Annotated in this window: 14 protein-coding genes; 8 read left to right on the top strand and 6 right to left on the bottom strand. The window is 61.4% G+C overall.

Translation table 11 applies throughout. The features are described from left to right. Positions 1-68 precede the first annotated feature (68 nt). Positions 69-992 carry a carbon-nitrogen hydrolase family protein gene (locus J3P85_RS12740; RefSeq protein WP_186707645.1) on the top strand — a complete coding sequence of 308 codons (924 nt, stop codon included), beginning with the start codon at positions 69-71 and terminating at the stop codon, positions 990-992. 1 nt (position 993) lies between these two features. Here the strand turns inward: J3P85_RS12740 and J3P85_RS12745 are convergent, their stop codons facing one another. Beyond that, on the bottom strand, positions 994-1464 hold the full coding sequence (locus tag J3P85_RS12745) for an LEA type 2 family protein (RefSeq protein WP_250963548.1): 471 nt from the start codon (positions 1462-1464) through the stop codon (positions 994-996). Between the two features lie 318 nt (positions 1465-1782). Between J3P85_RS12745 and J3P85_RS12750 the strand changes: the two genes are divergently transcribed. From J3P85_RS12750 to J3P85_RS12765, 4 genes are all read left to right on the top strand, one after another. Further along, positions 1783-2499, top strand: coding sequence for a helix-turn-helix transcriptional regulator (locus J3P85_RS12750; protein ID WP_434706071.1), 717 nt, complete (start codon positions 1783-1785; stop codon positions 2497-2499). Positions 2500-2550: 51 nt separating this feature from the next. Continuing rightward, positions 2551-2892 (top strand): nuclear transport factor 2 family protein, encoded by a 342-nt coding sequence (locus J3P85_RS12755; protein WP_053122268.1) that lies wholly within the window; start codon positions 2551-2553, stop codon positions 2890-2892. A 250-nt stretch (positions 2893-3142) separates the two neighbouring features. Beyond that, on the top strand, positions 3143-4264 hold the full coding sequence (zapE, locus tag J3P85_RS12760; RefSeq protein WP_434706072.1) for a cell division protein ZapE: 1122 nt from the start codon (positions 3143-3145) through the stop codon (positions 4262-4264). Positions 4265-4320: 56 nt separating this feature from the next. Then, positions 4321-4815 (top strand): GNAT family N-acetyltransferase, encoded by a 495-nt coding sequence (locus J3P85_RS12765; protein ID WP_434706073.1) that lies wholly within the window; start codon positions 4321-4323, stop codon positions 4813-4815. Positions 4816-4839: 24 nt separating this feature from the next. Here J3P85_RS12765 and J3P85_RS12770 read toward each other — a convergent pair whose 3' ends face one another. Beyond that, entirely contained in the window at positions 4840-6579 is a 1740-nt protein-coding gene (locus J3P85_RS12770) for a phosphoethanolamine transferase CptA (RefSeq protein ID WP_434706074.1), read from the bottom strand. A 367-nt stretch (positions 6580-6946) separates the two neighbouring features. Then, positions 6947-7120: a DUF6026 family protein gene (locus tag J3P85_RS12775; RefSeq protein WP_434706075.1), complete on the bottom strand. Its 174-nt coding sequence runs from the start codon at positions 7118-7120 to the stop codon at positions 6947-6949. 276 nt (positions 7121-7396) lie between these two features. Between J3P85_RS12775 and gnd the strand changes: the two genes are divergently transcribed. Genes gnd through J3P85_RS12790 form a run of 3 tightly spaced genes read left to right on the top strand, consistent with a single transcriptional unit; the run spans position 7397 to position 10712 of the window. Beyond that, positions 7397-8377, top strand: a complete 981-nt coding sequence (gene gnd / locus J3P85_RS12780; protein ID WP_434706076.1) for a phosphogluconate dehydrogenase (NAD(+)-dependent, decarboxylating) — start codon at positions 7397-7399, stop codon at positions 8375-8377. After that, positions 8374-9894, top strand: coding sequence for a glucose-6-phosphate dehydrogenase (gene zwf / locus J3P85_RS12785; protein ID WP_434706077.1), 1521 nt, complete (start codon positions 8374-8376; stop codon positions 9892-9894). Before gnd ends, zwf begins: the two co-directional genes overlap by 4 nt. Continuing rightward, on the top strand, positions 9891-10712 hold the full coding sequence (locus tag J3P85_RS12790) for an HAD family hydrolase (RefSeq protein ID WP_434706078.1): 822 nt from the start codon (positions 9891-9893) through the stop codon (positions 10710-10712). The genes zwf and J3P85_RS12790 overlap by 4 nt, the downstream gene beginning before the upstream one ends. Before the next feature lie 172 nt (positions 10713-10884). Here the strand turns inward: J3P85_RS12790 and nhaB are convergent, their stop codons facing one another. From nhaB to J3P85_RS12805, 3 genes are all read right to left on the bottom strand, one after another. Continuing rightward, positions 10885-12387 (bottom strand): sodium/proton antiporter NhaB, encoded by a 1503-nt coding sequence (gene nhaB / locus J3P85_RS12795; protein ID WP_434706079.1) that lies wholly within the window; start codon positions 12385-12387, stop codon positions 10885-10887. Between the two features lie 94 nt (positions 12388-12481). Beyond that, the gene (locus J3P85_RS12800; RefSeq protein WP_434706080.1) at positions 12482-13771 is read right to left on the bottom strand and encodes a hypothetical protein; all 1290 of its coding nucleotides are present in this window, start codon (positions 13769-13771) and stop codon (positions 12482-12484) included. Positions 13772-13954: 183 nt separating this feature from the next. After that, positions 13955-14221 carry a hypothetical protein gene (locus J3P85_RS12805; RefSeq protein WP_013693488.1) on the bottom strand — a complete coding sequence of 89 codons (267 nt, stop codon included), beginning with the start codon at positions 14219-14221 and terminating at the stop codon, positions 13955-13957. Between the last annotated feature and the right edge of the window lie 58 nt (positions 14222-14279).

The following is a 14279-nucleotide window of genomic DNA, read 5'->3' on the forward strand; positions in this document are numbered from 1 at the left end:
GGGCTTTATTCATGATCGGCCGCTGCTTGAGAATCAGCAACACCTGATGATCAAGGAGTTGAAAAACCATGCCCAAATCCATTGTGGCTGCCCTGCAGATCGGTTCGTTGCCGGGTGGCAAGGGCGAGACCCTGGCGCAGATCCTTTCCTATGAAGACGCCATTCGCCAAGCCGGTGCGCGCCTGGTGGTCATGCCTGAAGCGCTGTTGGGTGGCTATCCCAAGGGCGAGGGGTTCGGGACGCAACTGGGTTACCGATTGCCGGAGGGGCGCGAGGCGTTTGCCCGCTACTTTGCCAACGCCATTGACGTGCCCGGCGTGGAAACCGAAGCGTTGGCCGGGCTGTCGGCGCGCACCGGGGCGAGCCTGGTGCTGGGCGTCATCGAGCGCGTCGGTAGTACCCTGTACTGCACCGCACTGTATTTCGAACCCGATGCAGGCCTCGTGGCCCGGCACCGCAAGTTGATGCCCACCGGCACCGAGCGACTGATCTGGGGCAAGGGCGATGGTTCGACCTTGCCGGTAATCGACAGCCAGGTCGGCCGGGTTGGTGCGGCGGTGTGCTGGGAGAACATGATGCCGCTGCTGCGCACCGCGATGTACGCCAAGGGCGTGGAAGTCTGGTGCGCACCGACAGTTGATGAGCGGGAGATGTGGCAGGTGACCATGCGCCATATCGCCCACGAAGGGCGCTGTTTTGTGGTCAGTGCCTGTCAGGTCCAGGCGTCGCCGCAGTCCCTGGGCATTGACGTCGCGCACTGGCCGGCCGAACGGCCGCTGATCGCCGGTGGCAGTGTGATTGTCGGGCCCATGGGTGATGTACTCGCCGGACCGCTGAAAGACACCGCAGGGTTATTGACCGCCGAAATCGACACCGATGATCTGGTGCGGGCGCGCTATGACTACGATGTGGTCGGGCATTACGCCAGGCCGGACGTGTTCGAACTGGTGGTGGACGAACGCGCCAAGCCCGGCGTGCGCTTCACGGCGTGATTCACCACGTCGCCGCGGAACCCGGCAGCTCGAGGGTCCCGCGGTCGACGAAGCGCATCGTGCCGAACACGCCGCCGGCGAGCTTGCCCTTGAGTACATAGGGCAGGTTGTCCAGGCTTTGGGTCTGGCTCAGGCCCAGGGTCTGGCGCAGCACGGAAAACGCCGAAATACTCACCGGCACACTCAGGATCGCTTCGGAAAAGCGCGGGATCGAACCGGCCTGGTCACTGACCCCGGTCGCCAGCGTACGACCATTGACCTCCAGGTCCAAGGCCATGCCGTTGTAGTCGATGGCGGTTTCGTTGGGGTTCTGCACACGCAGTTTCACGGCGAAACGCACTTCCAGGCCCTGGTTGGGCAATGGCTCGATGCCCACCACGTTGATGTTCAGCGGGTCACGGTGCGGAAAGAGGGCGCAGGCGCTCAGGCTGAGCATGATCAGGAAAACGGAAAGGCCGAGGATTCTGCGCATTGGATAAATTCTCAAAAAAAGGCGGTCATTGAGCACGATACCCCACAGGGACCACGCGGCAACCAACGAACCCTTGGCGAGAGCGCTTTTGTGGCGAGGGAGCTTGCTCCCGCTGGGCCGGTCCGACGCTTCGGGCGCAGCGGCCCCAAGCATTTGCGGTTGCTGCGCAACCGAGCGGGAGCAAGCTCCCTCGCCACAAAAGCTCATACCACAGGGTTCATACCACAAAGGCTCATCGACATAGTCAAAGGGCTCCTGACAGTTTCTGACACCAGCCTCTGCTAATCTGCGTCATCTTTTCTTTGCGGACAGTCCATCGTGTCGCGTACCACTCGGCTGCTCACTTTGTTGCAAGTCCTGCGAGGCAAGCGTTGCCCAGTCACCGCCGCGACATTGGCGGGTGAACTGAACGTCTCCGAGCGCACCTTGTACCGCGACATTGCCGAACTCACGGCCCTTGGCGCGCCGATCCAGGGCGAGGCGGGCATCGGTTATGTATTGCGCAGCGGCCTGTTCCTGCCGCCACTGATGTTCACCGCCGATGAAATCGAGGCCATTGTGCTGGGCTTGCGCTACGTGGATCAGCGCGCAGACGAGGTGCTGGGCAAGGCGGCCGCCGACGCGTTGGCGAAGGTCGCCGCGGTGCTGGCCCCGGATGTGCGGGACGCGTTGCGCAACCCCACAGTGCTGCCTGGCCCGCCGGGTTATGGCTATCCGCAGAACACCGTGGAACTGAATGTCTACCGCCAGGCCATTCGCGCCCAGGCCAAGCTGCACATCGACTACGCCGACGTGAACAAGACCCCGAGCCAACGGCTGATCTGGCCGCTGGCCCTGGGCTTTTTCAATGAGGCGCGGGTGGTGGTGGCCTGGTGCGAACTGCGCGGCGCCTATCGGACCTTTCGCACCGACCGGATTGCCTCGGCCTCCGAGCAGGGCGAGCGCTATCCAGGCCGGCGCAGCGATTTGCTGCGGGACTGGTTTGCGCTGATGAAGCTGGACGAAATCGGGCGTTTCACTCCTGACAAAAACTGACACAGCGCTGTTCTAGCATGGTGCCAGATCGATAAAACAAGGAGCCATGCCATGTCCAACCCCGTCTCTTCCCTGGCCCCGGCCATCGCCGGCTACATCGCGGCTGCCAATGCCCGTGACAGTTCGGCGGTGACGCGTTTCTTCGCCGAGGACGCCAATGTGTTCGATGAAGGCCAACACCGTGTCGGCACCCAGGCCATCGCCCAATGGATGGAAGACACCGCCCAGCGCTTCCAGCCGCGAGTCGAGGTTCTCAATGTGCAGCAACGCACAGGCAAGGTGCTGGTGCACAACCTGATCTCCGGCACATTCCCCGGCAGCCCGTTGGAGCTGCGCTATACCTTCCGGCTCGATGAGCAGGGCAAGATCAGTCGGTTGGATATTTCGATTTAGCATCCTGCCCCAACGCTGTTACACCAGCAGTTGAACGCTGTTGTGCCAGGAGTTGAACGCCTTTGTGGCGAGGGAGCTTGCTCCCGCTGGGCTGCGCAGCGGCCCCAAGTTTTTGCGGTTGCTGCGCAACCGAGCGGGAGCAAGCTCCCTCGCCACAGGGCTCGGCGTTGAGTCCACAAGCAGATGAATGACTCATCACCCCATGCTGCCATGGCATACTCCCCACCTTCGTTTTCCGGACCCGGGCTGTATGACTTTCGACTCCCCCCTGAGTGCTTGGCAGCACGCCATCGAACACCGCGGTTTCGTCCAGGATGAGGCCCAGGAGTTGGCCATCATGGCCCTGGAGCAATGCCACCAGGCGTTGCACGAAGGACGCAGGTCGATCAAGGGCGTTTATCTCTGGGGGCCGGTGGGGCGTGGCAAGACCTGGCTGATGGACCGCTTTTATGAAAGCCTCAAGGTGCCGGCGCGCCGTCAGCACTTCCATCATTTCATGGCGTGGGTGCACCAGCGTTCGTTCCAGCTCACCGGCACGCCGGACCCTTTGCAGGCCCTGGCCAGGGAGTTGAGCGCGGAGGTACGGGTGCTGTGTTTTGACGAGCTGTTCGTCAACGACATTGGCGACGCGATCATCCTCGGGCGTTTGTTCCAGGTGATGTTCGAGCTGGGCATGGTGATGGTGAGTACCTCCAACCTGCCCCCGGAAGAGCTTTATGCCAACGGCCATAACCGCGAGCGCTTCCTGCCGACCATCACCGCGATCAAGCAGCACATGCAGATCGTGCCGGTGAACGGCTGGCAAGACCATCGCCAACACCCAGGCCAATTGCAGCAGCGTTACTGGTTGCGCGATCCAGGGCAACCCGACCCGCTGGGCGATGTCTTCGAGCTGTTGACCGCCGGGCAGGTGTCGAGCCGAGCGCCGATTGAAGTGGGCCATCGTCTGCTGGAACCGGTCCAGGCCAGCGATGCCGTGCTGTGGAGCCGTTACGCCGACTTATGCGAGCAACCGTTTTCAGCGTTGGATTTCATGGCGCTGTGCGACCGCTTCAATGTCATCCTGCTCAGTGACGTGCCCTGTCTGAGCGCTGAACAGCGCGAAGGGCGCATTGCTCGTGGCACCGAGGACGGCGTCGAACGGGTCGTGGCCGGTGATCGTGAGTTGCCGCAGTTGTCGGTCCACGACGACGGCGTGCGGCGATTCATCGCCCTGGTCGATGAATGTTATGACCGCAAGGTGCCGCTGTGTCTTTCGGCCGCGGTGCCGATGGATGAGTTGTACACCGAGGGCTATCTGCAATTCCCGTTTCGCCGTACGCTCAGTCGCCTCCAGGAAATGCAAATGCAACGTTTTGGTCAGTACGCCTGACCTGTATCCCGCCGACGGCATTGTGCCGCGGTCCTACTGAAGTGAGATGGAAGGTCATGGAAGAAGCCAAGGACATCCTTGTTCTGCAAGCCAGCTACACCAACCCGGTCCACGCCGAAGCGATCTGTCATGTGCTCAACGGTTATGCGCAGGATCCGATGGGTGGGGGGCATTCGTTGCCGGCCGAGGTGCTGCTGCACTTGCCGGAGGAACTGGCCAAGCGGCCCCATGCCTTCAGCGTGCTGGCGTTCGTCAATGGCGAACCGGCCGGGCTGGTCAATTGCTTCGAAGGTTTTTCAACCTTTGCCTGCCGGCCCCTGGTGAATATCCACGACGTGGCGGTCATGCCGGAATTTCGCGGCCTCGGGTTGAGCCAGAAGATGCTGCAGAAGGTCGAGGACATTGCCCGTCAGCGCGGTTGCTGCAAGATCACCCTGGAAGTGCTTGAAGGCAACGCCGTCGCCCAGGGCAGCTACGCCAAGTTCGGCTTTGCCGCCGGCATGTTCGACCCGGCCCACGGCATTATGCAGTTCTGGATCAAGCCCCTGTAAAAGCGGGCTTGTGGTGGGGTGCGGTTATTTTTGCACCACTTCAGCCAAGGGCGCCTTGGGCTGCATCAGGCTGAAGTCGATCAGGGCCCTGCGCGGGGCTTCATATGGATTGCCGATCAGCAGCGGACGGGCCTTGAAGTCATCGCTGACCAGGCTCTTGCTGCGGTCCAGTTCATCGAAGCTCAGGCCGGCCAGGTCTGCCCAGGTGTGAATCAGGTGCGAGCTGCTGTAGGGCCGTGACAGATCGCCGGCAAAGTTCCAGTCATGGTTTTCGCGCCACTTGGGCGAAGCCCAGGCCATGAAGGGAATGGTATACATCGGCGCTGTCGGCTTGGCTTCGTTACGACCCAGCGTGCCGTGACCCTGCGAATCGAACACGTCTTCACCATGGTCCGAGAGGTACAGCAGGAAACCGTTGGGGTCGGTCCTGGCGTAATCCTTGATCAGGCTGGAGACGACGAAGTCGTTGTACAACACCGCGTTATCGTAGCTGTTGTAGGTCGGGACCTGATCATCACGCAGGCCCGCCGGTACGCCCTGGCGATCAGTGAACTTGTTGAACGTCGGCGGGTACCGGTATTGATAACTCATGTGGGTGCCGAGCAGGTGCACCACGATCAGCTTGCGCGGGGCGCTGTCGGCCAAGGCCTTGTTGAACGGCTCGATCACGTCGCCATCGTACTGCGCGGAGTTCTGGTTGCGGTTGTTGTTCAGGTACACCTGTTCATCGGCCTGTTGGGAAAAGGTCGTGAGCATGGTGTTGCGCTTGGTCATTGTCTGCTGGTTGGTGATCCAGAAAGTCTTGTAGCCGGCCTGCTTCATCATGCTCACCAGCGAAGGCGTGCTGAGGTACAGGTCCGGGTTCTGTTCGTCGGCGAAGGTCAGCACCTGTTGCAGCGCTTCGATGGTATAGGGGCGCGGGGTGATGACATTGTCGAACACCGACAGCTGGTCCTTGAGCTTATCCAGCTCCGGTGTGGTTTCCCGCGGGTAACCGTAGAGGCTCATGCGCTGGCGGTTGGTGGACTCACCGATCACCAGCACCAGGGTGGCCGGCTGTTCTGCCATGCCGTCCTTGAGGTTGCTCAGGGGAGGGATCTTGCTGGCACTGTGGAGCATGCCTCGCATGTTCTCCAACTGCTCACCATAGCGACGGTAGGCCACCAGCATCTGCCAGGGCACCGCCGGCTCGATCCGGTTTTCGAACTTCTCCAGGCCACGAGCGAAGCTGCCGGTGCGCAGGGTCTGCTTGACCAGCGGATAACCGACCACGGCGAGCACGATGACGGTTGCGACAACCACGGCCTGGCGCCGGGGCAGGTACACCGGGCGCAGGCGGGTCCAGAGCCAATAACCCACGGCGGTATGGGCCAGGAACGCCGCCACCATCCACCAGGCAAAATACTGGGTCAGGTACTCGCCGGCTTCAGACACGTTCGATTCGAACATGATGAAGATGACGCTTTGGGAAAATTCTTGCTGGTAAATGAAGAAGTAGCCCAGGCTGGCCATGGAGCAAGCCCACAACACCACGCCGATCAATGCCGCCAGCAAGCGCGTACGGGCAGGGAAGAGCAGCAGGGGCGCCAGCCACACCGCACTCATCACGAACGCTTGGCGAAAGCCGGCGAAACCCGAGGTGTCGCTGAGCAGAATGAGTAGTTGGGTGATACCCGAGAAGTACCAGAAGAACAGAAACAGCCAGCCGAATCCGGCCCAGTCGAAACCTTTCGCAGTCGTTTTGCTGCGTTTGAACAAGCTCATCAAGCGCTCCAGCCTCTGTCGACGAAGCTGCTGGCACCGGACTGGTGACCGCAGGCATACGCCGAGCAATCTTAAAGGCGGGGAGTATTACGAGCCGGTTGTGAAAACTTTGTTAGTTTTTCGGTTACAAAACGCAGGCGGGGGTGAATCAGGCAATCAAGACAGGCGAGAGGCGCCCCATCCTGTGGCGAGGGAGCTTGCTCCCGCTGGGTCGCGTAGCGGCCCCAAAGGTTCGGCGGTTGCTGCACAACCGAGCGGGAACATGCTCCCTCGCCACAGCTGGGCAGTTATGCAGTTATATAGAGGGCGTATGAGTGACACCGGCTTGGGGCTGGTGCCACTTCCCGACGGTATGCCTCTTGGGCGGTTACCGAGCCAGGGACTGGCTCTGGTGGGACAGCTGTGCGTATTGCAGCTGCATGCGCAGTTGCGTCACTTCATCAAGCAGTAGATCGCGTTCTTCCTTGAGTAGGCGCAATTCATCGCGACGAATGGTCACATAAAGGGTTTGGGGGGGACGTGCGGTAACGACTGGGCCCATTGCTCACCTCGCAAATGGCGTACATCAACTAGAGAGATGTCGCCAGTTTTTTTGGTCGACACCTCTTTATCGGCGCCGATTCTGAATACTTTTGCTCGTGAATGGAACTTTTTTATTTTTCATGGTCGCCGTGTCTTCGGCCGGTTTTTGAACGTTATCCTTTGTGATCGGGCGATTTACCCGGAAACTATGCAGCAATGCTCTGGACTAACCTCCACAAGTCACCTTGAGCTAAACCTTTGACACACCTTTATTTGTAGTAGGGAGCATCAGCACATGCAACTCGGGATCATTGGACTGGGCCGCATGGGCGGCAATATTGCGCGGCGCCTGATGCTCAATGGGCACACCACCGTCGTCTATGACCGCAATACCGCTTTTGTCGAAAACCTGAGCCAGGAGGGCGCCACGGGCGTCGTGGACCTGCCGGCACTGGTCGCCGGCCTGGACAAGCCACGAGCGGTCTGGGTCATGCTGCCGGCCGGCGCACCCACCGAAGACACCATCAACGTCCTCAGCGAGCTGCTCGAGCCGGGCGACGTGATCATTGATGGTGGCAACACGTACTACAAGGACGACATTCGTCGCGCCCAGGCCCTGTCGGAAAAAGGCCTGAGCTACATCGATGTCGGTACTTCCGGCGGTGTCTGGGGCCTGGAGCGCGGCTACTGCATGATGATTGGCGGTGAGGCCGAGGTGGTGAAGCGCCTGGACCCGCTGTTCGACAGCCTGGCACCGGGCATGGGCGACATTCCGCGCACCCGTGACCGCACATCCGACGATGACCGCGCCGAACGCGGCTACATCCACGCAGGCCCGGCCGGTGCCGGGCATTTCGTGAAGATGATCCACAATGGCATCGAGTACGGCATGATGCAGGCCTTCGCCGAAGGCTTCGACATCCTCAAGACCAAATCCAGCGAAAGCCTGCCACCAGAGCAGCGTTTTGACCTGAACGTGGCCGATATCGCCGAAGTCTGGCGCCGTGGCAGCGTGGTCTCGTCCTGGCTGCTGGATTTGACCGCCGACGCCTTGGCCAGCGATCCGAAACTGGATGGTTTTTCCGGCGAAGTCGCCGACAGCGGTGAAGGGCGCTGGACCATCGAGGCGGCCATCGAGCAAGCGGTGCCGGTGCCGGTCCTGTCCAGTTCGCTGTTCGCCCGTTTCCGCTCGCGCCAGCAAAGCACCTACGGCGACAAAATGCTCTCGGCCATGCGCTTCGGCTTTGGCGGCCACGTGGAGACGCCGAAAAAATGACCTCGATCGCCAGCAAATCCAAGGCAGAACCCGCGCCGCCGACCACGTTGTTTTTGTTCGGTGCCCATGGTGATCTGGTCAAGCGCCTGCTGATGCCGGCGCTGTACCACCTCAGTCGCGACGGTCTGCTGGGCGATGGGCTGCGCATCATCGGGGTTGACCACAACGCCATCAGCGATGTGGATTTTGCCAAGAAACTCGAGGATTTCATCCGCAACGAAGCGGCGAGCAAGGGCGGTGATGCCGACCGCGCGCTCGACCCGGTGCTGTGGGCCACGCTGGCCCAGGGCATCAGCTACGTCCAGGGTGATTTCCTCGATGACGGTACCTACCAGGCGCTGGCGGCAAAAATCGCCGCCAGCGGCACCGGCAACGCGGTCTTCTACCTGGCGACCGCGCCGCGCTTTTTCAGTGAAGTGGTCAGCCGCCTCGGTGCGGCCGGGCTGCTTCAGGAGCAGGAGGGGGCTTTCCGGCGGGTGGTGATCGAAAAACCCTTCGGTTCCGACCTGCAAACCGCCGAAGCGCTGAACGCCTGCCTGCTCAAGGTCATGAGCGAGAAACAGATCTATCGCATCGACCATTACCTGGGCAAGGAGACGGTGCAGAACATTCTGGTCAGTCGCTTCTCCAACAGCCTGTTCGAGGCGTTCTGGAACAACCACTATATCGACCACGTGCAAATCACCGCCGCCGAAACCGTCGGCGTGGAAACCCGTGGCAGTTTTTATGAACACACCGGCGCCCTGCGGGACATGGTGCCGAACCATCTTTTCCAATTGCTGGCGATGGTGGCCATGGAGCCGCCAGCGGCGTTTGGTGCTGACGCGGTACGTGGGGAAAAGGCCAAGGTCGTCGGGGCGATCCGGCCCTGGTCGGTGGAACAGGCCCGCGCCAACTCGATCCGCGGCCAGTACACCGCTGGTGAAATCGGCGGCAAGGCCGTGACCGGTTATCGCCAGGAAGCCAACGTCGCTGCCGACAGCAACACCGAGACCTACGTTGCCCTCAAGGTCATGATCGATAACTGGCGCTGGGTGGGCGTGCCGTTTTACCTGCGCACCGGCAAGCGCATGAGCGTGCGGGACACGGAGATCGTCATCTGCTTCAAGCCGGCGCCTTACGCGCAGTTTCGCGACACCGAAGTCGACGAACTGCAACCGACGTACTTGAGAATCCAGATTCAGCCCAATGAAGGCATGTGGTTCGACCTGCTGGCCAAGCGGCCGGGGCCGGCCCTCGACATGGCCAATATCGAATTGGGCTTTGCCTACAAGGATTTCTTCGAAATGCAGCCATCCACGGGTTACGAGACCCTGATCTACGATTGCCTGACTGGCGACCAGACGCTGTTCCAGCGCGCCGACAACATCGAAAACGGCTGGCGCGCCGTGCAGCCGTTCCTTGATGCCTGGCAACAGGACGCAACGGTTCAGCCCTACAAGGCCGGGGAAGATGGCCCGGCGGCCGCCGATGATTTGCTCACCCGCGACAGTCGCGTCTGGCATGGCCTCGGATGAGTGATCTGGTGAAGCATCCCATCCGATTCTTACTCAGCGACATGGACGGCACGCTGCTGCTACCTGATCACAGTCTCAACCAGCGCACCGTTGAAGCGGTTCGCTCGTTGCGTGAGGCCGGCGTGCTGTTCAGCCTCGCCACCGGGCGACCGCCGCGGGCCATGTTGCAGCAGATCGAGGCCCTGGGCGTCGACCTGCCTACGGCGGCGTTCAACGGTGGCACGCTGGTTCATCCCGACGGCAGCTTCCTTGCGGTCCATTACCTGCCGCCCGAGGCCGCGCTGGCCACGCTGGCGCTGTACGCCGATCAGCCCGGCATCGAGGTCTGGGTCTTCGCCGATGGCGATTGGCTGGTGCGCGACGCCAACGGCCCGATGGTGCCGGTGGAGACCCGTGGCCTGGGTTACCCGCCAGTAGAAGTCGAGAGTTTCGAGCCGTATCTGGAGCGGATCGACAAGATCGTCGCCACCAGCGCCAACACCGACCTGCTGGTGGAATTGGAGGCTCGGCTGCACCCGCTGCTCAAGGGCCAGGCCCAGGTGTCGCGTTCGCAACCGATCTACCTCGACGTGACGGCGATGAAGGCAAACAAAGGTGAGGCGTTGTCGACGCTCGCCGAGTTCCTGGGGGTGCCGCTGGAGCAGACCGCAGCGATGGGCGACGGCGGCAATGACCCGGCGATGTTTCACCGGGCGGGATTGTCGATTGCCATGGGGCAGGCGGAAGAGGCGATCAGGCGCCAGGCCGATGTCGTGACTGCCGCCGTGACCGAAGACGGCGCGGCCTTGGCGATCGAGCGGTACATCCTGCCGCGATAGACCGCCGTGGGGAGCCTGCCCCCATTTGGCTGTGGGACACAAGCCTGGCCATGCCCGAGAACCTCCTGTGGGAGCGAGCTTGCTCGCGATGAGGCCCTTTCAGTCAGCATTGATGTTGAATGAAGGACCGCTATCGCGAGCAAGCTCGCTCCCACAAGGGGGGGGCTGTGGTTTACAACCAGTACGTCACCCCATACCACCCCAACCCACCCATCACCACGGTGTAGGGCAATGCCATCCAGACCATCCGGCCATAGGACAGGCGAATCAGCGGCGCAATTGCCGAGGTCAGCAGGAACAGGAAAGCCGCCTGGCCGTTGGGTGTGGCGACGCTCGGCAGGTTGGTGCCGGTGTTGATAGCCACCGCCAGGGTCTCGAACTGTTCGCGGCTCATGTGACCGGAGACGAAGGCCTGCTTGACCTCGGTGATGTAGATGGTCGCCACGAACACGTTGTCGCTGATAGCCGAGAGCAGGCCGTTGGCAATGAACAACATGCCAGGCTGCTGGTCGGCGGGCAGGGCCAGGACCCATTGGATCAGCGGCGTGAACAGTTGCTGGTCGTGAATGACCGCCACCACCGCAAAGAACACCACCAGCAGCGACGTGAACGGCATGGCGTCCTTGAACGCATTGCCCAGCCGGTGTTCGTCAGTGATGCCAGTGAAGGCAGTAATCAATACGATGATCATCAGGCCGATCAGGCCGACTTCGGCAATGTGCAGGGCCAGGCAGACGATCAAGAGCAGTGCGGCAAGGCCTTGGACGATCAGGGCCGCGCGTTGACGAGCCGTGCGCTCCAGATTGTCCTGCTCGGCATAATCGGCCAGCACGGCGCGCACATTGTCCGGCAACAGCGTGCCATAACCGAACCAGCGCAGCTTTTCCAGCGCCACGCAGGTTGCCAGCCCGGCTGCGAGTACCGGCAGCGACACCGGCGCGACTTGCAGGAAAAACTCGGCGAAATGCCAGCCCATCTCATGGCCGATCAGCAGGTTCTGCGGTTCGCCCACCAACGTGCAGACGCCGCCCAGCGCGGTGCCGACGGCACCATGCATCAGCAGACTGCGCAGGAAGGCTCGGAACTGCTCCAGGTCGCCTTGGTGCAGCGAAGGCAAATCGTGGTCTTCGTCGACGCTGCTGTCCTGGCGCGGGTCGTTACCCGACGCCACGCGGTGGTACACCGAATAGAAGCCCACGGCGGCGCTGATGATCACTGCCGTGACGGTCAAGGCATCGAGGAAGGCCGACAGGAACGCCGAGAGAAAGCAGAACATCAAGGCCAGGATGGCCTTGGAACGCACACCCAGGAGCAAGCGCGAGAACAGGAACAGCAGCAAGTCCTTCATGAAATAGATCCCCGCCACCATGAACATCAGCAGCAGGATGACCGGGAAGTTATGCAGCAATTCGTCGTAAAGTGCCTTGGGGGTGGTCATGCCCAACGCCAGGGCCTCGACCATCAGCAGGCCGCCGGGCATCAGCGGGTAGCATTTAAGGGCCATGGCCAGGGTGAAGATGAACTCCAGCACAATCATCCAACCGGCAACGACTGGGCCCAGGGTCCACAGCACGACGGCATTGAGGACCAGGAAGGTGATGATGCACGCCTTGTACCAGCGCGGGGAATTCCCCAGAAAGTTATGCGCGAAAGCCTTAGCCATTGGACCGGACATTGGCTGCTCCTTTTAATTAGAAGCGCGCAACTTGCCGTAAGAAATGAGGAATATCAAGCGTAGGATGAATACCGTTCGCCCGCGACAATCTGACTCAGGCCCAATAACGCGCAACCACCGCTCGATAATGACCCTGGAGTGAGTAGCCGCCCACCAGGATTTTGCCGTCAGCCTGCACCGCCACGGCGGTGGCGGTGTCCAAACTGTAGCCGAGTCGCGTGCGTACCCAGCCTTTGCCCTGGCCGAAATCCGGGTCGAGGCTCGCATCCGGCAAATGCCGGGCAAGCACGAAGTCTGCCTCGATGCCGCCGATGGTGGCGCCGGCGGTAACCAGTTTTCCGTCCGCTTGAAGCTGGGCGGCGGTCCACTGGCTGGCGTTGCGCCCGATCGCCATGAGCCGGCACTGGCCCTGATTGCAATGACGGTCCGGCTTGCCGTCCGGACGCACTTTCAGGGACAGGCTATGCATCGGATCGCGACTGCTGCCGAACGCCTGCAGATCACCGTTCGCATCCTCGACGATCTGGCTGATCATCGCGCTGTGACCCTGGGCCAGGATGGACAGGAAGCCCTCTTCGCCGAAGCTGTCATCGAGCCTGCCGCTGCTGTCATAGCGGGCTATCAAGCCATGCTGGGGCAGGTCGATGGCGCCACCGACGACAATATGGCCGTCAGCCTGGAGCGTCAGGCAGCCGAGCCAGGTATTTTTCAACAAGCGTCGGACCATCACGAAACCGCGACCGTTGAATGAGGTGTCCAGGGCCCCGTCCGGCAGGAGTCGGATCAGTACGCCGACATGGTCGGACAATTGGTAATGATGGTTGGCGAGCAAAAGGATCCGGCCATCGGCTTGCACTTGCATGTCGCAGGCCTCGAGACCTGGCACGCCGGGCGGCAGCCAGGGATCACGCAGGCCTTGGGAGAGATTGCCGCAGAGCCGGATGATGTGCCGGCCGGCGTTGCCGAAGCTCTGGACGGCACGGCCTTGCGGGTCGAACAGCGCCAGGGCAGGCAGGGTGTGCTCGTTGTTTTCGTAGTGCAGGCCCGACAGCAGGATATGCCCGTCGGGCAGCTCGATCACTTTTCCTGCCGTCGCTTCGAAGCCGTGGTCAAACGCGTCGATCACGCAGCCGCGGGTGCCGAAAACCGGGTCGGTCGAACCGTCAGGGTTGAGTCGTGCCAGCCCGAATCGGCTGCCGTGGGCCGTCTCGATCCTGGCTGCCACCAGGAGTCGTCCGGCTCGGTCGAGGGTCAATCCGGTGATCAGGCTCGAAGTGCTGTCTTCGAAATGAACCCAGGCTTTGCCATTGGCGGCAAAGCCTGGGTCAAGTTGCCCGGGATGGGCCATGGCCTTGGGGAGCACGAACGCGAACTGGTTGAGCATGCCTGCCTCTCCTTGCGTGTCGACCGGCCCGAAAGGGCGATGACTGCATGAGGGCAACATTCAATCCCTGAACGGGCCAATGCACAACTGTCAGGTTCTACAGATGCTGCGGCGATGCGTGCCATAACAATGGCTTTACAACCCAATGCCAAGCCTGCAATCGATAACAGGCTTTATCGAGGTTTATTCCGGCATCGACCAGGATTGCAAGGTGTAGCCTTCTTGGCTCAATTCGGCACGGGCCTGTTTCAACAGATCGGCCAGTTGGACCGGGTCGGTATAGGCGCTGCTTGGAATCTGAGTGCGGCCAATATGGGTATTGGTGCGGTCGATGACGGTCAGGCTAAGTTCACCGTTACCGTCTTGTGGAGCCCAGGCCACGCATTGGAATGGACGGAATGCGCGGTCGGCAATCAAAAGAGCTTCGTTGATACGGAGCGGGGCGTTCATGGCGTTTTCTCTTCAGTGTGCCCAAACAAATGATGTGCCGTCGGTTGGGCGTACCGTG

The sequence above is a fragment of the Pseudomonas sp. Z1-12 genome (genome assembly GCF_051132015.1).
In the GTDB taxonomy this organism is placed as follows: Bacteria; Pseudomonadota; Gammaproteobacteria; order Pseudomonadales; family Pseudomonadaceae; genus Aquipseudomonas; species Aquipseudomonas zanjanensis.